We start from the raw sequence: 21,887 nt of genomic DNA on the forward strand, positions 1-21,887 counted from the left end.
AATTCAAAAGCCAGATATAAGCTTCCTTTATATCCTTGCCGACTGCCCACCATGCCTGATTTACCCACGCTCCGCGCCTTCGTCACCGTGGCCCGTGAAGGCAGCGTCTCACGCGCTGCCGAGCGCCTGCACCTGACCCAGCCGGCGGTCAGCCTCAAGCTCAAGCAGCTACAGGAAGCGCTGGGGCTGACGCTGTTTCGCCGTCGCCCCCAGGGCCTGGCGCTGACCGCCGACGGCCACGCTCTGCTGCCCGCGGCGGAGCGGGCGCTGGCCGCCATGGCCGCCTTCGAGCAGAGTGCCCGTGCCCTTCACGGTACCCTGCGCGGCCGGCTGCGCATCGGCACCATCGTCGACCCGGAGTTCATTCGCCTCGGGGCCTTTCTGCATCGCTTGGTGGAACGCGCGCCGCAGCTGGAAACCGAGCTGCAGCACGGCATGAGCGGCAGCGTGCTGGAGTGGATTCGCCGAGACGAGCTCGACGTCGGCTTTTTCCTCGCGCCGCCCGGCGAAGGTCCCGGGCCGGATGCGCCGGAAATCGCCCATCGTGAGCTGACCCACTTTCACTACCATGTGGTGGCTCCGCCCGGCTGGGGCAGCCGGGTGGCCAGCAGCGACTGGAAGAGCCTGGCCGCTCAGCCCTGGATCGTCACGCCGACGCTTTCGGCCCACCACCGCCTGCTGCGCGGCGTCCTCGACCCGCTCGGGGTGACACCACACGGCGTGGCCCAGGTGGATCAGGAAGCGTGCATGCTGGACCTGGTGCGAGCCGGCGTGGGACTGAGCCTGGCCCGCGACGCCCTGGCCATGGCCGAGCGCCAGGAGCGCGGCCTGGTGGTGGTCGAGGGAGTGCGCCTGCCCTGCGCGCTGTGTTTCATCTGGCGCCGCGAGCGCAGCGAGGAGCCTGCGGTTGCCGCGGCGCTGGAGGTGCTGGGCAGCGTGTGGGGCGAGAGTTAGTACCACCTCAGGCCGTAGTCGTGCGGTTGTCGCTAGCAAAGTCTCGACCTATGATGGGAACGTTCCCACGCACCGAGATGCCTCATGCCCCGTCGCGCCACCATCATCGAAGTCGCCCTTGAAGCCGGCGCCTCCAAGACCAGCGTGTCGCGCTACTTTGCCGGCGAGCGCGACAAGCTCTCGCCGGCGCTGTGCGAGCGCATCGCCGCGGCCGCGCTGCGCCTCGATTATCGCCCCAACCAGATGGCACGGGGCCTCAAGGCGGGCCGCTCACGTCTGATCGGTATGCTGGTGGCGGACATTCGCAACCCCTTCTCGGTGGCGGTGTTGCACGGCGTGGAGCGCGCCTGCCGCGAGCAGGGCCTTTCCCTGCTCGTCTGCAATACCGACAACGACCCTGAGCTGGAGCGCACGCATCTGGCACTGATGTCCTCCTATCAGGTGGAAGGATTGATCATCAATGCATCCGGCAGCCCCGACACAGAGCTTCAGGCGTTGACCGGTCAGGGCCTGCCGCTGGTGCTGCTCGACCGCGAACTGGGCGCGGTACAGGCCGATCTGGTGGGGCTCGACAACGCAAAGGCCATCGATCTGGCCCTCGACCACCTCGCCGAGCAGGGTTACCGCGAGCTGCTCTATCTCAGCGAACCGCCCGAGCGGGCCAGCCCGCGCCGAGAGCGCCTGACACGCTTTCAAGCGGGCCTGGCGGCTCGCCGGCTGGCCGGCGAGGCTTACACCATGAGCGCCAGTGACGATGAGCTGGCGCGCGCTATCGAGGCCTTTCTCACGCGTTCAGCCCCCAAGGGCTCGGGTGACCTGCCGCGCGCCCTGCTATGCGCCAACGGTGCGGTCACCCTGGCCGCCACCCGTGCCCTGCAGCGTCTCGGCGCGCGACTCGGCAAGACGGGACTGATGGGCATCGACGAGCTCGACTGGTGTGCGCTGATCGACCCGGGTATCACCACCCTGGCGCAGCCCACCGAAACGATTGGCCGGCAGGCCGTCGCCAGCCTGCTGGCCAATTCCGTCAGCCAGGCCGCCGCCGAGCCCAGACAGCACCGCTTCGAGCCCAGACTGATAGCGCGGGGCTCCACGCGCCTCACCGGCTGAACTCCCAAACCAAGTGTTCCAGACTGACAATCATCGCCCATTCGAATGGTAACGTTCCCAACAACGAGCGAGATGACCATGAGCCACTCAAACCCTGATTCAAGAAAGGCGCCGAGCCCGGAGATCCTCACCTTCGGCGAGGCGATGACCCTGTTCGTTGCCGATGCGCCCGGCCACCTGGCCGAGGTGGAGCATTTCCAGCGCCGGATTGCCGGCGCCGACACCAACGTGGCCATCGGTCTCGCCCGGCTGGGTTTTCATGTCGGTTGGCTGAGCCGCGTGGGGGCCGACAGCTTCGGCACCTTCATTCGCCATACACTCGAAGCCGAGGGGTTGAACTGCCGTCATCTCGGCGTAGACCCCGACCACCCCACCGGCCTGCTGTTCAAGGAGCGCGCCCTGGGCGGCGCCGACCCACGGGTGGAGTACTTTCGCCGCGGCAGCGCCGCCAGCCACCTCTCGCCGAAGGACGCCGCCGAGGTGGACTTCACTGCCCTGCGCCACCTGCATGCCACCGGCATTCCCCCGGCGCTGTCGCCCAGCGCCCGCGATCTCTCCCGGCACATGCTGGCCCAGGCCCACCAAGTCGGCGCCAGCATCTCGTTCGACCCCAACCTGCGCCCCAGCCTGTGGAAGAGCGAGGCCGAGATGCGCGACACCCTCAACGCCCTTGCCGCCCTCTCCGACTGGGTGCTGCCGGGGCTCGCCGAGGGGCGTCTGCTGACCGGTCAGAACACGCCCGAGGCCATCGCCGATTTCTATCTCGAACGCGGCGCATCGGCGGTGATCATCAAGCTCGGCCCGGAAGGCAGCTTCTACCGCGGCAGCCTGGGTGGGAAGCTCGAGACCTTCAGCGTGCCCGGCTTCGCGGTGGACGAGGTGGTGGACACGGTGGGCGCCGGCGACGGCTTCGCCGTGGGAGCGGTCAGCGCCCTGCTCGACGGTCGCTCCCCGCGGGAAGCGGTACGCCGCGGCAACCTGATCGGCTCGCTGGCAGTGCAGGTGGTGGGCGACATGGAAGGCCTGCCGAGCCGCGAGCAGCTGACCGCGCTCGAGGCCGAGCTGGATAAGGGCGCCCGCTAGCGCCTTGGATTGGGCGGCTGCGCTCAGCTCAGCAAGCGGCGCACCGCCAGCTCCACGCCGCGTAGTTCGGCAAGCCCCTTCAAGCGGCCATAGAGCGGGTAGCCGGGGCGCGTGTCGCGGCGCTGGTCGTCGAGGATGTGGTGGCCGTGATCCGGTCTCAGCGGCAGCCGCGGGCCGCCCTCGCGCTCGCGGCGCCGCTCCTCCGCCACCAGCGCGGCGATCACCGCCACCATGTCGACGTCGCCACCGAGATGATGCGCCTCGTGGAAGGTAAGCGGATCGGCCTCGCGCCGGGTCGAGCGCAGATGGGCAAAGTAGATGCGCGGGCCGAAGCGGCGCGCCATGGCGGCCAGGTCGATGTCCTCGCGCACGCCGTAGGAGCCGGTGCACAGGGTCAGGCCGTTGGCCTCGCTCGGGGCGGCATCGAGCAGCCACTGGGCATCGTCCGGGGTGGAGACCACCCTTGGCAGACCGAACAGCGGCCGCGGCGGGTCGTCGGGATGGATCGCCAGCCGCACGCCGGCCTCCTCGGCCACCGGCACGATGGCGCGCAGGAAGTGGCCGAGATTCTCGCGCAGGCGCTCGGCATCGATATCGGCATAGCCGTCCAGCGCCTCTTGGAAACGCGCCAGGGTATAGTGCTCCTCGGCCCCCGGCAGGCCGGCGATGATGGTATCGATCAGCGCTTCGCGCCCGGCGGCATCGAGGCTCTCGAGGTAGCGCCTGGCCTCGGTTCGTTCGGCCTCGCTGTACTCGGCCTCGGCGCCGGGGCGCTGCAGCAGGTAGAGATCGAAGGCGGCAAAAGCCGTCTGGTCGAAGCGCAGCGCCAGGCCGCCGTCCGGCAGGCGCCAGGCCAGGTCGGTGCGGGTCCAGTCCAGCACCGGCATGAAGTTGTAGCAGACGATGTCGATGCCGCAGGCCGCCAGATTGCGCAGGGTCTCCCGGTAGGCGGCAATGTAGCGCTCGCGCTCGGGTGTGCCCTGCTTGATCGCCTCGTGCACCGGCACGCTCTCCACCACCGACCAGGTCAGCCCCGCGGCCTCGATCTCCGCCTTGCGCCCGGCGATGGCATCCACCGGCCAGGCCGTGCCGTTGGGTATCTCGTGGAGCGCCGTGACGATGCCGGTGGCACCGGTCTGGCGAATCTCGTTGAGGGTGATCGGATCGCCGGGGCCGAACCAGCGCCAGGTATATTCCATGACGAACCTCTCCCTATCAGGTGGGGGCATCGAGCCGTGCAAGCGCGGCAGCGAGGCCATACGTCGTCAGGCAGCAATAGGCCGCCACTACCGCCGCCGTAAAGCCGGCGTGCTCGGCCAGCGCCGGTGGCACCACGGCATCGAGCTCGAGAAAGGCCGGCACTAGCGCCTCGACATTCTCACCGTGGGTTTCGTGCAGCAGCCTGAAGGTGCCCGCCATGGGGTCGTCGACGACATGGTCATTGCCGTGCAGATTGCTTCCGGCGGTATAGCGGATCCAGGCCGCCAAACCGAGCGCGGTGCACGGTACCTCACCCCCCGCTTCGAGCCGCGCCAGGGCGCCATGCAGCCAGCGCTGGGGCAGCTTCTGCGAGCCGTCCATGGCGATCTGCTGCAGACGGTGGCGCAGGCTGTCGTTGCCGAAGCGCACCAGCAGGGAGTCCGCATAGGCCACCAGGTCGGTGCCCTCGGGCATCGCCAGGGTCGGCTCCGCCTCGCACAGCATGTAGCGACGCAGCAGCGCCACCAGGTCGTCGCGGCTAACCGCATCGAACACCGTCTCGATGTCGTCCAGCGCGCCCAGGTAGGCAAGCAGCGAGTGGCTGCCGTTGAGCATGCGTAGCTTCATGGTCTCGAACGGTGCCACATCGGTGACCATCTCCACCCCTTCGGCTTCCCAGTCGGGTCGGCCGAGGGGGAAATCGTCCTCCACCACCCACTGCGAGAAGGCCTCGCCCACCACGGCGTTGAGGTCCTCGACGCCCAGCTCGGCCAGGCGGGCGAAGTCGGCCGCGGTCATGGCCGGCACGATGCGGTCGACCATGCTGCACGGAAACGCCACCTCGCGCTCGATCCAGGCGGCAAGCTCGGCGTCGCGACAGGCGGCGAGCTGTACCACCGCCGCCCGCGTGCGCTGGCCGTTGTTCGGCATGTTGTCGCAGCACAGCACCGTGAACGGCGGGACGCCCGCACTGCGCCGCCGAGCCAGGGCCTCGACCAGGATGCCCGGCGCGGTGCGCGGTGCCTGGGGCTGGTCGATGTCATGGGCGATCAGCGGGTCGTCACGCAGCAGGTTGCCCTCGGCGGGGCTCAGGAAATAGCCCTTCTCGGTCACCGTCAGGGTGACGATACGCGTCTCGGGCGAGGCCATGCGCGCCAGCAGCGACGCGAGATCGCGCCCCCACTCCCCCGCCAGGTCCCGGCCGGTGAACAGGGCCTGCTCGATCACGCCGATCTCGCGCAGGGTGACGGTATCGCTGTCGGCATATTCGGCCACGTGGTAGCGGCAGCCGGCGTCGCGCAGGGCATCCACCAGCGCCACGCCGCCGCGCAGGTTGGCGCTGCAAACTCCCCAGGCACCGTCGCCGCTGCGCTGCCGATAGCGCTCCAGGTAGACCGCCTGGTGGGCGCGGTGGAATGCCCCCAGCCCCAGGTGGACGATGCCTATGCGGCCGGTCGGCGCGGCGGCGGCGATACGTTTCACGTCGTTCATCTTGTCCCCATCAACAGGTCGGGAAGCCACAGCGAGATGGCCGGCACGTAGGCCACCAATAGCAGTACCAGAATATTGCAGACCAGAAACGGCAGGATGGCGCGGGCCACGGTGAGCATCTGCAGCTTGCCGATGCCCGAGACCACGAACAGACACACCCCCACTGGCGGCGTGGTCAGGCCGATCATCAGGTTGAGCACCGCCATCACCGCGAAGTGCACCGGGTCCATGCCGATCCCGGTGGCCACTCCCAGCAGCGCCGGGAACAGGATGATCAGCGCGGCGATGGTCTCCATGAAGGCGCCGACGAACAGCAGGATCAGGTTGAGGATCAGGATAACCACGATGGGGTTGTCGCTGATCGCCATGATCAGGGCGGCGATGGTCTGGGGGATCTGCTGACTGGTGAGGATCCAGCCGAACAGGTTGGCCAGGCCCACCAGCAGCAGCAGCGCCGACGAGGTCAGCACGGTGTCGGTGAGAATGGACGGCAGCTTGCGCCAGGTCAGCCCCTTGTAGACATACATGCCCACCACCAGCGCATAGAGGCTGGCGACGATGGAAGCCTCGGTGGGCGTGAAGAAGCCGCCGATGATGCCGTAGAGGATGATCACCGTCATCAGCAGCGCCCAGAAGGCGGTTCGCCCCTCGCGCAGCAGCTCACGCAGGGTGGCACGGCGCCCCTTGGGGTAGCCGCGCTTCACCGCCAGTAGATAGACGGTGATCATCATCGCCACGCCCAGCAGCAGGCCGGGCACGGCCCCGGCCAGGAACATGCGTCCCACCGAGACGCCCGCCAGCGAGCCGACGATGATCATCGGCACGCTGGGCGGAATGATCGGGCCGATAGTCGACGAGGCGGCGGTAACGGCGGCGGCAAAGGGCTTGTCGTAGCCGGAGCGCGCCATGCCGGGGATCATCACCGAGCCGATGCTGGCGGCATCGGCCACCGCGGTGCCGGAGATGCCGCCGAAGATCATCGAGCCGCCCACGTTGGCCAGACCCAGTCCGCCGCGGATATGGCCGACCACGGCGTTGGAGAAGCGCACGATGTGCTCGGTGATGTTGCCCACGTTCATCAGGTTGCCGGCCAGCACGAAGCCGGGAATGCACAGCAGCACGAAGGTATCGATACCCGAGTACATGCGCTGCGGCACGATGGTCAGCGAGATGCCTTCCAGCAGCAGGTAGGCGAGCGACGAGATGCCCAGCGCGAAGGCGATGGGCAGGCCCAGCACCAGCAGCAGCAGGAACACGCCGAACAGCACCATCACTTCCATGACGCCTCCTCGCGGTCGCTATCAACGTGTGGGCGCCACGCCGCCAGCAGGCCTTCGCAGAAGCCGAGGAAACTGTAGAACAGCACCAGGGCGAACAGCACCACGGTGGAGAAGAAGATATAGAGCATGGGCACCCTCAGGGTGGGCGAGGTCTGCCAGGCGCCGTTCTGGGCGAACTGCCACGCCGCTGGCAGCACCATCAGGGCGAAGCCGCCGATCAGCAGGCAGATCAGCGCCTGATAGACGGCGCGTGCACGCAGCCCCAGCAGGTGATGGAACAGCTCGACGTTGACGTGCCGATGGCGGCGTATCGCCACCCCGGCCGCCAGCGCCACCATGTAGATGAACAGGTAGCGCGACAGCTCCTCGGTCCAGGACAGGGCGAACGGCAGAAACAGCCGGCCCGAAATCTGCAGCACCACGGTCACGGCGATGGCGATGAGTGCCAGATTGGCGAGCAGCATGAACAGACGATCCACCCAGCCGATGACACGACCCAGAAGCCCCTGAAAACCGGGCACGGCGGACAGCGCCTCGAGACTGGCCACGACCTCCTGACCGTCACGCGCTACTTCGTCCTCGCTGCGCTGTGGGGAAACATCCATAGACGCTCCTCGCTGGGGGTTCGCCAAATCGGGAGGAATGGGCGGGCATGGCCCGCCCGTTCGGTTCACAGGTTCTGGATGGCGTCGAACAGCTCACGCTGCTCGTCATTGAGGGCCGCTTCCACCGCCGGTCGCGCCTTCTCGGCGAAGGCCTCGGTGTCGACCTCGACGAACTCCATGCCGCGCTCCTGCAGGGCCTGCTCCAGGCGCTGCTGGTCCTCCTCGAACAGCTCGGCCTGATAGACCTGCATCTCCTGGGCTGCCTCACGCACGATCTGCTGCAGCTCCTCCGGCATGCTCTCGAGCCGGTTGCGGCCGATCACCACGTAGATCCAACTGCGCACGTGGCCGGTCAGGTTCACGTAGTCCTGCACTTCGTTGAAGCTGGCGCTCTCGATCAGGCTGAGCGGGTTCTCCTGGGCCTGAATGGTGTTCTGCTGCAGAGCGGTGAACACCTCGCTGAAGGCCATCGGCGTGGGGCGCGCACCCAACGCCTCCCAGGTGCTGACGAACAGCGGCACGTTGGGCACCCGCAGGCGAATGCCGTCGAGGTCGTCGGGATGGCGGATCGGTCGGTTGGAGGTCAGCTCCCGCGGACCGCGCTCGAACCAGGCCAACGGCACCAGGTTGGCGCGCTCGGCGATCTGCGCCTCGATCTGCTCGCCGATCTCGCTCTCCACCGCCTGGCGCAGATGCTCGGCGTCGCGGAAGGCATAGGGCACCGCCATCATGGCCGCCTTGGGCGCCCAGTTCTGCAGGCTCTCGCCGGTGATGGTCATGTCGGCGGTGCCGAGCTGGATGCTGTTGATGAGATCCATCTCGTTGCCGAGCTGCTCGTTGGGATAGAGCAGCACCTCGATACGGCCGTCGGAATTCTCCTCGACCAGCTGCTTGAAGCGTTCGGCGGCCTGATGCCAGATGTTCTGCTCATTGGCCAGGTGGCCGAAGCGCAGCGTGACATCGGCAGCCAGAAGGGATTGGCTGCCGATGAGAGCCGCCCCGAGGACGGCGCCGGTGACGAGTCGTTTGAACATGGCGTTAGCTCCTGTTGTTGCTGTTATGGGGCATCGCGAGATTGCGATGCCGCTGTCGCCTCGAGCTGGCTCAGGTGCCGGTGTCGGCACCAATGCCGATCAGCACCTTGCGAGCCCTTTCGGGATGGTGATCGAGCATGTGGATGGCGCCGGGCATGTCGTCGAAAGGCAGGCGATGGCTGACCAGCGCCAGCGGATCGAGACGCCCCGAGGCCATGCGCTCGAGCACCTCCGGAAACTTGCGGTTGTTGAGCCGCGAGCCGACCAGGGTCAGCTCCTTCTTGATCACCTCCAACTGCACCAGATCGCTGGGGGTAGGGTTGAAGCCAAGCAGGCCGATACGCCCCGCCGGCGAGGCGATGCGCAGCATCTGCGGCAGCAACGCCGGCACGCAGGCGGCATCGGCGATCAGCGGCATGCCCTCGCCGCCGGTCAGCTCGTGGGCGGCGGCCTCGACGTCCTCCTTGCCGTGCCAGGTGCGCGTGGCGCCGAGCTCCCGGGCCGTGGCCAGGCGCTCCTCGATCAGATCGATGACGGTGATGTCCTCAAGGCCCAGGGCGCGAGCCATCTGCAAGATGGTCAGACCGATCACCCCGGCGCCGTAGATCAGCAGGCGGTCGCCGCGCAGCGGCTGCATCCGCTCCAGCACGTTGGCGGCGATGGAATAGGGCTCCACCAGCGCGCCGGCTTCCAGCCCCAGGCCCTCGGGCAGCAGGTGGACGTTGGCCGCCGGCACGTTGACCCACTCCTCGAAGCCGCCGTCGCGGTGCACACCGATCACCTGCAGCGCACTGCACACGTTGGGGCGGCCGATGCGACACGGGTAGCAGCGCCCGCAGCTGACCACTGGGTCGATGCACACCCGGGCGCCGATCTCGATGCCCTCGACGCCCTCTCCCAGCGCCGCGACCGTGCCGGCGAACTCGTGCCCGGTGATGCGCGGGAAGCGCACGAAGGCATTGTCGCCGTGGATGATGTGCATGTCGGACCCGCAGATTCCGGCGAAGGCCACCTTCACCAGCACCTCGCCGGCAGCGGCACGGGGCGCCTCGGTCTCGACGACGGCATAGTCCAGCGGTGCGTTGACCTGAAAGGCTTTCATCGCTGCGCTCTCCTCACCAGTGCCACAGCGTGCCGTCTTCCAGCCGGTTGACCGGCAGGCTGGCGCGCTTGTAGGGGTACTGCTTGGCCAGGGTCTCGTCGATGTCGACGCCGTGCCCCGGCGCCTCGCCGACCAGGAAGTGACCGTCCTCGAAGCGGTAGTCGTGGGGGAACACGGCGTCGGTCTCCGCGGTATGGGGCATGTGCTCCTGAATGCCGAAGTTGGGCACCCAGGTGTCGAAGTGCACCGCCGCGCCCAGGCACACCGGCGACAGGTCCGTCGGCCCGTGGAAACCGGTGCGCACGTGATAGAGCGCGGCCAGGTCGGCGATGCGCCGCACGTGAGTGATGCCGCCACCGTGAGAGAGCGGCGTGCGCACGTAGTCGATCCACTGGTTCTCGAGCAGCTCGCGGTAGTCGTGGATCGAGTTGAACACCTCCCCTACCGCCAGCGGCGTGGTGGTGTGCTGGCGAATCAGGCGGAAGCTCTCCTGGTTCTCGGCCGGTACGCAGTCCTCGAGCCAGAACAGGTGGTAGGGCTCCACCGCCTTGCCCAGCCGCGCCGCCTCGATGGGGGTGAGCCGGTGGTGCACGTCGTGCAGCACGTGCAGCTCCTCGCCGAAGCGCTCGCGCACCGCGGCGAACAGCTTGGGCACGTGGTTGAGGTACTTCTCGGTGCTCCACACGTGTTCGGCGGGCAAGTCGGAATCCGCCGGCTCGTAGCGCTCGCCCTCGCGCTTGGCGACACCGTAGATCGTCGGGATGCCGGGCACGCCGGCCTGCACGCGCACGGCGCGATAGCCGAGCTTGACGTGCTTTTCCACCTCGGCCAGGCAGCCCTCGATGTCCTTGCCGGTGCAGTGGGCATAGGTCATCACCCGCTCGCGGCTCTTGCCGCCGAGCAACTGGTACAGCGGCATGCCCGCTGCCTTGGCCTTGATGTCCCACAGCGCCAGGTCCACCGCCGACACCGCCGCCATGGTCACCGGCCCCCGGCGCCAGTAGGCGCCGCGGTAGAGGTAGTGCCAGATGTCCTCGATACGGCTGGCGTCGCGCCCGATCAGGGCGGGAATCACGTGCTCCTCGAGGTAGGCCACCACCGCCATCTCACGGCCATTCAGGGTGGCGTCGCCGATGCCGTAGGTGCCCGACTCGGTGACGATCTTGAGGGTGACGAAGTTGCGCCCCGGCGAGGTGACGATCACATAGGCGTCGCTGATTTTCATGAGTGTTCCGTCGCAGTCATGGGGATAAGGGCTTGGCATCAGGGGCTCGGCTCATCGCTCGAAGAGATAACGCTGCACGTTGTCGTAGCACACCGCCCGCACCAGCTCGCCGATACGGTCGAGATCGTCCGGCAGCTCGCCGCGCTGGATCTGCGCGCCGAGCATCTGGCAGAAGATGCGGCGGAAGTAGTCGTGACGGGAGAACGACAGCAGGCTGCGCGAATCGGTGAGCATGCCGACGAAGTGGCGCAGCAGGCCGAAGTTCATCTGCGTGACGAGCTGGCGTTCGATGCCGTCGCGCTGGTCGTTGAACCACCAGGCGGCGCCGAACTGCAGCTTTCCGGGGATGCCGTCGCTGGCGAACGAGCCGACCAGGCTCGCCAGCATCTCGTTGTCGCGGGGGTTGAGGTTGTAGACCACGGTGCGAGGCAGCGCCCGCTCGCGGTCCAGCGCATCGAGAATCGCCGCCAGCGGCTCGGCGTAGGTCACGTCCCCTATCGCATCGAAACCACTGTTGGCACCGATCTCGGCCAGGCCACGCTGGCTCAGGCTGCGCAGCGCGCCCAGGTGCAGCTGCATCACCCAGCCGCGGCGGGCGTACTCGCGCCCCAGCCACAGCAGCACCGCGGTGGTGAAGGAAGCGCTCTCGTCGCTGCCGAGCGCTCTGCCCTGACGGCGGCGCTCGATCAGCCGGTCGAGCTCGGCCGTGCTCGGCGGCGCGACGAACGCCGGCTTCTCCAGGCTGTGGTCGGAGAGACAGCAGCCGTGGGCGGCGAAGTGCTCGAGGCGCTGGTAGAGAGCCGCCAGCAGGTCGTCGTAGCCGCGAATAGTCACCCCGCTGGCGCGCTCCAGCTCGCCGAGATAGTCGACGAAACCGGCCTGCTCGATCTTGAGCACGGTGTCGGCGCGGAAGGTCGGCAGCATGGCAGGCGACGCCCCGCTTTCGACATGGCGCCGGTGCAGCGCGAGATCGTCCACCGGATCGTCGGTGGTGCAGACGGTGCGCACGGCGAAGCGCTCGAGAATTCCCTGTGCGCTCAGCTGCGGCGTGGCCAGGCGCTCGCGTGCGGTCGCCCAGATCTCCTCGGCGGTGGCCGGCGAGAGCAGCATGTTCTCGATGCCCAGCGGATGGCGCAGCTCCAGGTGGGTCCAGTGGTAGAGCGGGTTGCCGAGGCAGTGCGGCACCGTTTCGGCCCAGGCCTGGAAGCGCTCGCGGTCGCTCGCCTCGCCGGTAATGCGCCGCTCCTCGATGCCGGCGATGCGCATCGCCCGCCACTTGTAATGGTCGCCCTTGAGCCACAGCTCGGTGAGATTGTCGAAGCGCATGTCGCCGGCGATCTCTTGCGGGCTCAGGTGCGAGTGGTAGTCGCAGATCGGCATGGCGGCGGCATGCTCGTGGTAGAGCCGACGCGCCGGCTCGTTCTCGAGCAGGAAGTCCGGCCCCATGAAGGTGATCTTGTCGGTGAAGGCCATTGAACCCTCCATAGTTATCGCTGGTTCATGCTCAGCCCATCAGCCAGTTGGGCAGGAACAGCACGATGTCGGGGAAGAAGATGATGCCGAGTACCACCGCGAACACCGCCAGGGCGAAGGGCAGCAGCTCGCGGCTGTAGTCGAAGAAGGAGCAGCGCAGGATGCCGCACACGGTGTACATCGAGATGCCCACCGGTGGCGTCATGCCGCCGAAGGTCACCAGGGTCATCATCAGCAGGCCGAAGTGCACCGGATCGATGCCGGCGGCCTTGATCACCGGCACCAGGATCGGCGTCAGCAGCATCACCACCACGGTGGCCTCGAGCAGCATGCCGAGCAGCACCAGCAGCACGGCGAGCGTGAGCAGCAGCGTAGTGGGACTGGAGAAGACACCCAGGGTCAGCTCGGCGATGGTCTGCGGCACCCGCTCGAAGGAGACCACGTAGCCGATGATTCCCGAGAACATGATGATCAGCATGATCATGCCGATGTCGCGCACGCTGGCGTGCATCGCCGCGAGGATCTCGCGCAGGCCCATCTCGCGGTGGATCACGCAGCCCACCAGCAGCGCATAGGCCACGGCGAAGGCGCCCGCCTCGGTGGGGGTGAACAGGCCATAGCGGATGCCCACCAGCAGCCACACCGGGAACAGCAGCGCCCAGATGCTGCTGCGCGCGGCGGCGAGCACCTCGCGACCCGACGGCAGCGTTTCGCGCACCGGCGCATAGCCGCGGCGCTTGGCGACGAAGAAGGTCGTCACCATCAGTGCCACCATCGACAGGAAGCCGGGCACCACGCCGGCGATGAACAGCCTGCCGATGGAGACCTCGCCGAGATAGCCGTAGAGGATCAGCCCGATGCTCGGCGGAATGGTGGCAGTGATCAGCCCGCCGATGGCCAGCACCGCACCGGAGAAGCCAGGGGTGTAGCCCTGCTGGATCATGCCCTTCCCCAGCACCCGCGACTGCATGGCGGCGTCGGCCACCGCCGAGCCCGACACCCCGCCCATCAGCGTGCTGAGCACGATACTGGCCTGGGCCAGGCCGCCACTCATCCAGCCGGCCAGCAGCGTGGAGAGCCGGATCAGGCGCGGGGTGATGCCGCTGGCGTTCATCAGGTGGCCGATGAAGATGAACAGCGGCACCGCCAGCAGCGGGAACGACTGGGTCGCCGAGACGATGCGCTGCACGCCGATGTTGGTCGGCAGGAAGGTGTCGGGCAGGAAGAAGTAGGTGAACCCGGCAATGCCGATGGCGAAAGCCACGGGCATGCCGATGGCCATCAGCACCAACCCCAGGCCCAGCAGCAGCGCGGCGGTCATGAGTGTTTCTCCACGATCTCGGTGTCCGGCGCCAGGCTCATCACGATGCCCTTGGCCGCCACGCGGCGCAGCAGGGAGACGATCATCAGGCTGGCCCCCACCGGCAGCGCCAGGGTGATGTAGCCGTAGCTCAGTCCGGCCACACCCATCGGGCGCTGCCAGTTGGAAAACGCCAGGGGGAAGCCGTAGCGCACCAGCAGAGCCAGAAAGCCCAGCATCAGCACCAGGCACAGCCCGGTGACCAGGCGCTGCAAGGGCAGCGGCAGGCGGATCGCCAGGGCGTCGATGCGCACCTGGCCGCCGTGGCGCAGGGTGATGTCGGCGCCCAGCACGGCGGTCCAGATGAACAGCAGTTGGGCCAGCTCGGCGCCGCCGGCGAAGGGCTGGCCGATGGCCCGCGCCGTGGAGCTCGCCAGCAGCGTCAGGGACGTCGCGCCCAGCAGCACAACGGCGAGCCAGGCCTCGAGTCGGTCGTACCAGTACCACATGTCGAAGATCCTCGGTGCCGGAGCGCCTCCGGCCGGTGCCATGGAATGCGTGCGAGTCGACCGGCCCCTGCCGCCGAGGCGACAAGGGCCTTCAGGCTCACTCTCCCGCGGTCAACTGGTCGCGATACTGGCCGTAACCGAGTTCGTCGTAGACGCCGCCGACGCGCTCGCGGAACAGCTCGACGTCCACCTCGGTGAAGGTCACCCCCTCCGCCTCCATGCGCTCGCGCACGGCGTCCTGGGCTGCGGCGGTGGCCTGGCTGGCCTCCTCGCCCGCGCGCTGCAGTTCCTCGTCGAGAATGGTGCGCAACTCCTCCGGCAGCGACTGATACCACTGCTCGGAGGTGGCGATGCCGGTCATCAGGTGGATATGGCCGGTCAGCGCAATGTGGGTGATCACCTCATGCAGATTCTGGCCCTCGGCAGCGGTGAGCTGCGCCTCGGCGCCGTCGATTGCCCCCAGTTGCAGCGCGGAGTAGACCTCCGACCAGGGCAGCGGCGTGGGCGTGGCGCCCATCGACTCGATGGTACGCAGCCACACCGGCGAGTTGATGGTGCGCACACGCACACCACGCAGGTCATCGGGCGTTTCCACGAGCTTCTTGGTCAGCATGTGACGCGAGCCCTGGAACCAGTTGTAGTTGAGCAGGCGCAGGCCGCTGTTGACGGCCAGCCCTTCGACCCACTCCTGGTAGAGCTCGGACGAGGTAATCCGGTCGTAGTCGGCATGGTCTTCGACCAGGTAGGGCGCGCTGAGAATGCCCAACTCCGGCTGGTACTCGGAGAGTCGGCCGGCATCGATCAGAATGGCGATGTTGGCGCCGCTGCGGATCTGCTCGACCACGTCCTCGTCGGAACCGAGCTGGCTGTTGGGGAAGACGCGCACGGTCAGCTCGCCTTCCGAGCGCTCTGCAATCGCCTCACTGGCACTCTCCATGGCCTGCACGATGGGGTCCTGGGAACTGAGTGCGGAAGAGAGATTGAGCTGGTAGGCCGCCTGGGCGGCATTGCCGGCCAGCAGCAGTGCCAGCGCGGGAACGAGGATCTGGACTTTCATGACGGGCTCCTGAGTCTTGTTATTACTGTGGATTGGCCACTGCAACGGCCGAGTTCGAACGCCGCAGCGCCGGCCATGATGGCGCTGCGGCGTCCCATGCCTGGTTCAGGCTTCGGCCAGGGTGGCCGAGACGGTGCTCGCCTCGAACATCGTCGGGAAACGCCGCTCCAGCTCCGGCAGGGAGAGCAGGATTTCGCGCTGGTGTATGGCCATGGCCTGGGCGGCCTGCTCCGGTTGGCGTGCGGCAATGGCCGTTACCACGGCCTGGTGCTGATCGGTGAGCTTGGCGATGGGCGTCGAGTCCGGGATGCTCAGGTAACGCACCCGGTCCAACTGCGCCTTGACGTCCTCGATCACTCGCCACGCCATGGTGTTGCCTACCTCCAGCGCCATGGTGCGGTGAAAGGCTTCATCAAGCAGGTAGAAGCGGTCGTGGTCGGCGGGTTCGATGCAGCCACGCTGGCGCTCGATCAGCTCGTTCAGCTCCCTCAGCACCGGGGGCGCCAGCCCCTTCTCGGCCGCCGCCCGGGCGATTGCCACTTCCACCGCCTCACGAAGAAAGCGCGCTTCCAGCACGGCCTGGCGCGAGATTCGCACCACATAGGTACCTCGCTGTGGGCGCACTTCCACCAGCCCCGCCTCGGAGAGCCGGATGAAGGCTTCCCGCACCGGCTGACGACTGACGGAAAAGGCATCGGCGAGCTCCTTCTCGGAGAGCGCCTGGCCGGGCTCCAGCACCATACGGATGATCGACTGGCGCAGTACCTGATAGAGCCGCTGGCGGACCGAGTCGCTCTCGCGGGTCTCCTGCCATAGCGTTTGTAGGGTCTTGTTCATGTATCTATCCCGAATCGCATGCGAAGAGGCGCTGCCGCCACCTGACACAACTAGTATGGTAGTTAGTCTAGAAAACAGAAAGGCTCGCCCGACTAGACTTTGGTCGAGTCCGGAAATTCGACGTTCGATGAGAAAACGAGGAAGCGTTACACGAGGACAGGGGCGGCCTTACGGCCGCCCCTGTTAGTCAACCCGTTACACCCCTTGCACTGCGCGTGCCGCCTCGCGCCGCCGCTTGAGCTCGTAGATGGCAGCAAACAGTACCGTCACCAGAATCAGGATCAGCCCCAGAGCGTTGACCGCCGGCGTCAAACCGGTGCGCACCTTGGAGGCGATGTAGACCGTCAGGGTGGTGTCGTAACCCACCACGAACAGCGTGGTGTTGTAGTTCTCGAAGGATTGCAGGAAGGCGATCACCGCCGCCGAGTAGAGCGCCGGCTTGAGGTACGGCAGCAGGATGCGCCGGAACATCTGCCACTGGCTGGCGCCGAGGTCCAGCGCCGCGCGCTCCATGGTGCGGTCGAAGCGCTGCAAGCGGGCGGTGACCATCAGCATCACGTAGGCGGCAATGAAGGTGGCCTGACCCAGCACGGTGAGGAAGATGCCGCCGCTGACGCCGAACTGACGCCAGAAGATCAGTGTGGAGATGCCGATGATCACACCGGGCGTGAGTAGCGGCGAGAGGATCAGGGCGTACAGGAACGGCTTGGCACGACTGGTCACGGTATTGAGGAACAGCGCCGTGGCGATGCCGATGGGCACCGCCACGACCAGCACCCCGGCGGCCACGATCAGGCTGTTGCGCAGCGCCTGCCACATGCCGCGGTCGGCGGCCAGCTCGCCGAACCAGCGCAGCGTGGTGCCGTCCCAGGGCGTCACCGTGGGGAAGCGGCTGTCGTTGAAAGTGGCTGCCGCCATGATGATCAGCGGCAGGAACAGGTAGATGAAGAAGATCACCACGTAGAAGCGCAGGCCGAAGGCGAGGAAGCGTTGCGAACTCATTTTCCTATATCCCCCAGACCCACTTTAAACACTTTCATGATCAACGACATGAAGCCGATACACAGCACCAGCAGCAGGAAGGCGTAGGCCGCGCCCTGGTTCCAGTTGCCGCCCTCGAAGAACCAGTTGTAGATGATCTGGGTGAACCAGCGGCTGCCCGGCGAGCCGAGCAGCGCCGGCACCGCGTAGCTGCCCGCCGCCAGCATGAAGGTCATGATGCAACCGGTGGCGATGCCCGGCTTGGCGTGGGGAATGACGATACGGCGATGAGTACGCACGGTGCCGGCACCGAGATCCCGGGCGGCACGCACCTGGTTGTCGTCGAGGCTCTCGATGGCGTTGTAGACCGGGAACACCATGAACAGGATATAGGCGTAGACCATGCCCACCATCACCCCGCCGTTGCCGCTGAGGAAGCGGATGGGTCGATCGATCAGTCCCAGCATCATCAGCACCTCGTTGAGCGGGCCGCGAAACGCCAGGATGATGAACCACGAGTAGGTGCGCAGGATCTCGTTGATCCAGAATGGAATGATCAGCAGCAGGATGCACAGCGCCGCCTGCCGCGGGGTCGCCACCTTGGCCAGGTACCAGGCCAGCGGATAGCTCACCGCCAGCGTCAGCAGCGTGACCAGCACGCTCGACCAGATGGTCTTGAAGAAGATGGTGCGGTGGATGTCGTTGTTGAACAGGGTGGCGTAGTTGGCCAGGGTGAGACGGTCGTCCGGCCCACCGATCTGCGCCGGCAGCAGATTGGGCCGCAGCGAGTACTCGATCATCTGCAGCTGCGGCAGGGTCACCATCACGATCAGCCAGATGCCCAGCAGAGTGACGATGGCCATCGCCAGCGGCCCACCGAAGCGGGCCCGCAGTTGCCTAAACATGGGCACCCCCCGCAGCCGCCGGGCGCCCTTCCACCACCTCGCCGGTCTCCTCGTCCACCACCGGGCTGCCGTCGTCGGGCAGCACCACGGCATCGGCCGGGTCGAAGCCGAAGACGAGCCGCTGGCCCACCGAGAGGGTATCGGCCTGGCTGCGCGACAGCTCATGACCGAGCTGCACGCGCAGCTTCTCGCCCGAGGCGACCAGGCGCGTCTCGAGCATCACCCAGGCGCCCTCAAAGTGCACCGCCTCGATCTCGCCCTCGAGCTTCGGCCCCGAGGCCTGGGGCTCCACCGGACGCAGATGCTCGGGGCGCACGAACAGCACCGCCGCCTCGCCGTTGCTCAGGCGCGCGCTACCGCTCGCCCGCCCCGCCAGCTCGCCCAGGGCACCGCCATCGAGGCGCACCCGCTCGCCTTCGCAATCGATCACCCGCGCCTGGAGGCGGTTGTTCTCGCCGACGAAGGCAGCCACGAAGCCGGTGGCGGGCTGGCGATAGAGCGTCATGGGGTCGGCGACCTGCTGAATGCGCCCGGCGGACATCACCGCCACCCGGTCGGACATGTTCAGCGCCTCGCCCTGGTCGTGGGTGATGTAGATGAAGGTGATGCCGGTCTTGCGCTGGATCGCCTTGAGTTCGGTGCGCATGTGCTGACGCAGCTTGAGGTCGAGCGCCGAGAGCGGCTCGTCGAGCAGTAGCACCCGGGGCTCCACCGCCAGGGCACGAGCGATGGCCACGCGCTGCTTCTGCCCGCCGGAAAGCTCGGTCACCATCTTCGGGCCGCTGCCTTCCAGCGCCACCAGCGCCAGCAGACGCTCGGACACCTCACGCCGCTTGCGCTTGTCGACCCCGCGCACCTCGAGGCCGAACTCGATGTTCTCGAACACGGTCATCAGGGGGAAGAGCGCCAGGTTCTGAAAGATCATCGCCGTGGGCCGGCGATTCACCGGCACCCCGGCCATGGGCTCGTCGCCGATGTAGACCTGCCCTTCGCTGGGTACGAGAAACCCGCTGACGATGTTGAGCAGGGTGGTCTTGCCGCAGCCCGAGGGGCCGAGAAAGCTGAAAAATTCGCCTGAACCTATCGCAAGCGAGGTCTTCTCGATGGCGGTGAAATCGCCGAAGCGCATCACCACCTCGTCCAGTCTGACGCTACCGTCCATTCAATGACTGCCTATTCTTGTTCCAATAATGCGAGAAGCGGCCTCAAACATCGAAGCCGCCTTTCAGAGCTACTTGCGGAAAGTCGGCGAGCAATGGCCAGACTAGGCAAAAATCAGCGAAAGAGCGGAGTTTACTGTAGTAAATGAGCATCTTAAGCTGATTTTTAACGACGTATGGCCGAGCGCAGCCACTTTCATACCCCTTCAAGCGCTCAAATAGCGATCCTGGTACTCATTGCGCAGCGCCACGTACCACGGCTCCTGGATCGGCCACCACCACAGGTTGGCCAGGTCCTCATCGGTATAGGAGTCGGTGAAGAACTGGCGCGTTTCCTCGGGCAGCAGCTCGGTGGCGCCCTTGGAGGTGGAGTTGTAGCCGGTGGCCTTGACGAACATGGCCCCCGCCTCCGGCGTGTAGTACCAGTTGATCAGTTCGTAGACGGCGTCCGGATTCTGGGCGTTCTTGGGGATCACGAAGCCCTCCATCCACGCCAGGGCACCTTCCTTGGGCGCACCGTAGGCGATGTCCTCGCCCTCCTGCTGCAGGCGGAAGGCGGTGGAGTCCCAGGTCTGACCGATGACGGCGCCGTTGGTGCGGAAGGCCGCCTGGGCTTCGTTCTCGGTGTTCCAGAACTGCACCAGCATCTGCTTGTGCTTGACCGCCTCCTCGAGGATCACGTCGAAGTTGGCGCGCATGGCCTCCTCGCTCCGGTAGGAGTCGAGCAGCGGATAAGGCAGCCGGCCCTCACGCTCCAGCCACAGGCCGATGCCCACCAGCGCTGAGTGGCCACGCACCGTCACCCCCTGGCCGTGCTCGGGGTTCCACAGGTCGGCATAGCTGAGGTTGGCGCGGTCGATGTCAGCGTAGCGACGATGCCAAGTGATCGCCTCGGTACCCCAGTCGCTGGGCGCGAAGTAACGCTTGCCGTCGACCACGCCGCCGACTCTGGACCCCTCGATGGCGCTGTCGAGCGCCCCGGACCAGTTGATGCGCGACTCGTCCAGCGGCTGCACCAGGTCGTAGTCCAGGTAGCCCGGTACCCGGTCCACGGTGGGCATGATCACGTCGAAGCCGGTGCCGTCGGTGGCCCGCAGCGAGTTCATCAGCTCGTCGTTGGTACCGTACGGAGTGAAGGTGGCGCGAATGCCGGTCTTCTCGGTGAAGTCGGCCAGCATCTCATCGGTGAAGTAGCCCGCCCAGGCATAGATGCGCAGGGTCTGCTCCTGAGCCAACACCTTGTTGATGTAGAACGAAGGGACGGTGGCAACCGCGCCGGCAGCCAGGGTGCCTTTGAGGAAACGGCGGCGAGTGAACGACATGACGAGCTCTCCATGAGGAACTTGCACAGGTGACAAAGGCGGGGTTCTGCCCCCGCCCCTTATCGCGTGACTTCATGACGAGAGGATGAACATTGAATGACCGTTCAATCCCATGTAACGAAGAGTAGCAGCCTGTGCAGAAAAGAGCGTATGCCGTTTCAACGCTATTCAGCTTGCTTGTATCGCCACCTTCAAGACGCCATCGCGCTGATGCGAGAACAGGTCGTAGGCCTCGACGATGTCCGCCAACGCATAGCGGTGCGTGACCATCGGGCCGAGGTCGATGCGCCCGGTTTCGATCACCTGCATCAGCCGCCGCATACGCTCCTTGCCGCCGGGGCAGAGCGAGGTGACGATCTTGTGATCTCCCAGGCCGGCACAGAAGGCGCCCAACGGAATGGTGAGATCGCTCGAATAGACGCCCAGGCTCGACAGGGTGCCGCCCGGCTTGACCACCCGTAGCGCGGCTTCGAAGGTGGATTGCAGCCCCAGCGCCTCGATGGAAGCATCCACGCCGCGCCCGCCGGTGATGCGCAGGATCTCCTCGACCACGTCGACCTTGCGGAAGTCCAGGGTCACGTCCGCGCCCATCTGCCGCGCCATGGCCAGGCGTTCATCGACCCCATCCACGGCGATGATCAGCCCGGCGCCGCGAAGCCTCGCACCGGCCGTGGCGCACAGCCCGATGGGGCCTTGGGCGAACACCGCCACGCTGTCGCCGATCTTGATGCCCGCAGACTCGGCACCGGCAAAGCCGGTCGACATGATGTCGGGACACATCAGCACCTGCTCGTCGGTCAGTCCATCGGGCACCGGGGCGAGGTTGGCCTGGGCGTCCGGCACCAGCAGATACTCCGCCTGGGCGCCGTCGATGGTATTGCCGAAGCGCCAGCCGCCCATCGGCTTGTAGCCGTGGGCATGGTGGCCGCCGTCCTGGGCGCAGCAGCCGTCCTGGCAGGCGTAGGAAGTGAAGCTGGGACAGATGGCGCCGGCGATGACCCGCTGCCCCTCCTGATACCCCCTCACGTTGGCCCCCAGCTTCTCGATCACACCCACCGGCTCATGCCCGATGGTGAGCCCGCGCGCGACCGGGTACTCGCCCTTGAGGATGTGCACGTCGGTACCGCAGATCGTGGTGGTGGTGACGCGAATCAGGGCGTCATTGGGCCCGATGTCGGGTATCGGCTTGTCGTCGATCTCGATGCGGCCGGGCTCGACGAAGATGGCAGCTTTCATCATGGCAGGCATGGTTGTCTCTC

At 66.7% G+C, this 21,887-nt stretch carries 20 protein-coding genes; 3 read left to right on the plus strand and 17 right to left on the minus strand.

From position 1 onward, the window contains the following. The first annotated feature begins 51 nt into the window (after positions 1-51). The 3 genes from C4S71_RS09675 (at position 52) to C4S71_RS09685 (ending at position 3,147) form a co-directional block, all read left to right on the plus strand. Entirely contained in the window at positions 52-954 is a 903-nt protein-coding gene (locus C4S71_RS09675; RefSeq protein WP_086510927.1) for a LysR family transcriptional regulator, read from the plus strand. An 84-nt stretch (positions 955-1,038) separates the two neighbouring features. Next, on the plus strand, positions 1,039-2,064 hold the full coding sequence (locus C4S71_RS09680; protein WP_086510926.1) for a LacI family DNA-binding transcriptional regulator: 1,026 nt from the start codon (positions 1,039-1,041) through the stop codon (positions 2,062-2,064). A gap of 78 nt (positions 2,065-2,142) precedes the next feature. Further along, complete coding sequence (locus tag C4S71_RS09685; protein ID WP_103969047.1) at positions 2,143-3,147, plus strand: sugar kinase; 1,005 nt, start codon at positions 2,143-2,145, stop codon at positions 3,145-3,147. Positions 3,148-3,170: 23 nt separating this feature from the next. Here C4S71_RS09685 and uxuA read toward each other — a convergent pair whose 3' ends face one another. The 17 genes from uxuA to C4S71_RS09770 all read right to left on the minus strand — a co-directional run bounded on the left by uxuA (position 3,171) and on the right by C4S71_RS09770 (position 21,876). Beyond that, a complete protein-coding gene (gene uxuA / locus C4S71_RS09690; protein WP_103969014.1) occupies positions 3,171-4,346 on the minus strand; it encodes a mannonate dehydratase in 1,176 nt (391 codons plus the stop codon). Positions 4,347-4,362: 16 nt separating this feature from the next. Further along, positions 4,363-5,838, minus strand: a complete 1,476-nt coding sequence (locus C4S71_RS09695) for a mannitol dehydrogenase family protein (RefSeq protein WP_103969015.1) — start codon at positions 5,836-5,838, stop codon at positions 4,363-4,365. After that, entirely contained in the window at positions 5,835-7,118 is a 1,284-nt protein-coding gene (locus C4S71_RS09700) for a TRAP transporter large permease (protein ID WP_103969016.1), read from the minus strand. The genes C4S71_RS09695 and C4S71_RS09700 overlap by 4 nt, the downstream gene beginning before the upstream one ends. Next, positions 7,109-7,723 carry a TRAP transporter small permease gene (locus C4S71_RS09705; RefSeq protein WP_103969017.1) on the minus strand — a complete coding sequence of 205 codons (615 nt, stop codon included), beginning with the start codon at positions 7,721-7,723 and terminating at the stop codon, positions 7,109-7,111. The genes C4S71_RS09700 and C4S71_RS09705 overlap by 10 nt, the downstream gene beginning before the upstream one ends. Before the next feature lie 65 nt (positions 7,724-7,788). Next, positions 7,789-8,757 carry a TRAP transporter substrate-binding protein gene (locus tag C4S71_RS09710; RefSeq protein WP_103969018.1) on the minus strand — a complete coding sequence of 323 codons (969 nt, stop codon included), beginning with the start codon at positions 8,755-8,757 and terminating at the stop codon, positions 7,789-7,791. Between the two features lie 70 nt (positions 8,758-8,827). Then, positions 8,828-9,859, minus strand: a complete 1,032-nt coding sequence (locus tag C4S71_RS09715) for a zinc-binding alcohol dehydrogenase family protein (protein ID WP_103969019.1) — start codon at positions 9,857-9,859, stop codon at positions 8,828-8,830. Between the two features lie 13 nt (positions 9,860-9,872). Continuing rightward, positions 9,873-11,084 (minus strand): D-mannonate dehydratase ManD, encoded by a 1,212-nt coding sequence (gene manD, locus C4S71_RS09720; RefSeq protein ID WP_103969020.1) that lies wholly within the window; start codon positions 11,082-11,084, stop codon positions 9,873-9,875. A gap of 51 nt (positions 11,085-11,135) precedes the next feature. Next, entirely contained in the window at positions 11,136-12,557 is a 1,422-nt protein-coding gene (gene uxaC, locus C4S71_RS09725; RefSeq protein WP_103969021.1) for a glucuronate isomerase, read from the minus strand. A 31-nt stretch (positions 12,558-12,588) separates the two neighbouring features. Beyond that, positions 12,589-13,878 carry a TRAP transporter large permease gene (locus C4S71_RS09730; RefSeq protein WP_103969022.1) on the minus strand — a complete coding sequence of 430 codons (1,290 nt, stop codon included), beginning with the start codon at positions 13,876-13,878 and terminating at the stop codon, positions 12,589-12,591. Further along, entirely contained in the window at positions 13,875-14,366 is a 492-nt protein-coding gene (locus C4S71_RS09735) for a TRAP transporter small permease (protein ID WP_103969023.1), read from the minus strand. Before C4S71_RS09735 ends, C4S71_RS09730 begins: the two co-directional genes overlap by 4 nt. A gap of 97 nt (positions 14,367-14,463) precedes the next feature. Continuing rightward, positions 14,464-15,423: a C4-dicarboxylate TRAP transporter substrate-binding protein gene (locus C4S71_RS09740; protein WP_103969024.1), complete on the minus strand. Its 960-nt coding sequence runs from the start codon at positions 15,421-15,423 to the stop codon at positions 14,464-14,466. Positions 15,424-15,528: 105 nt separating this feature from the next. Beyond that, positions 15,529-16,260: a GntR family transcriptional regulator gene (locus tag C4S71_RS09745; protein ID WP_086510914.1), complete on the minus strand. Its 732-nt coding sequence runs from the start codon at positions 16,258-16,260 to the stop codon at positions 15,529-15,531. A 195-nt stretch (positions 16,261-16,455) separates the two neighbouring features. Then, complete coding sequence (locus tag C4S71_RS09750; protein ID WP_086510913.1) at positions 16,456-17,262, minus strand: ABC transporter permease; 807 nt, start codon at positions 17,260-17,262, stop codon at positions 16,456-16,458. Continuing rightward, a complete protein-coding gene (locus C4S71_RS09755; protein WP_086510912.1) occupies positions 17,259-18,146 on the minus strand; it encodes an ABC transporter permease in 888 nt (295 codons plus the stop codon). Before C4S71_RS09755 ends, C4S71_RS09750 begins: the two co-directional genes overlap by 4 nt. Next, positions 18,139-19,308 (minus strand): ABC transporter ATP-binding protein, encoded by a 1,170-nt coding sequence (locus tag C4S71_RS09760; RefSeq protein WP_086510911.1) that lies wholly within the window; start codon positions 19,306-19,308, stop codon positions 18,139-18,141. The genes C4S71_RS09755 and C4S71_RS09760 overlap by 8 nt, the downstream gene beginning before the upstream one ends. Before the next feature lie 204 nt (positions 19,309-19,512). Further along, positions 19,513-20,628 carry a substrate-binding domain-containing protein gene (locus tag C4S71_RS09765; RefSeq protein WP_086510910.1) on the minus strand — a complete coding sequence of 372 codons (1,116 nt, stop codon included), beginning with the start codon at positions 20,626-20,628 and terminating at the stop codon, positions 19,513-19,515. A 168-nt stretch (positions 20,629-20,796) separates the two neighbouring features. Continuing rightward, the gene (locus C4S71_RS09770) at positions 20,797-21,876 is read right to left on the minus strand and encodes an NAD(P)-dependent alcohol dehydrogenase (protein WP_086510909.1); all 1,080 of its coding nucleotides are present in this window, start codon (positions 21,874-21,876) and stop codon (positions 20,797-20,799) included. Positions 21,877-21,887 lie beyond the last annotated feature (11 nt).

Origin of the sequence: Billgrantia desiderata (genome assembly GCF_900108215.1) — a bacterium.
Lineage (GTDB): Bacteria > Pseudomonadota > Gammaproteobacteria > Pseudomonadales > Halomonadaceae > Halomonas > Halomonas desiderata.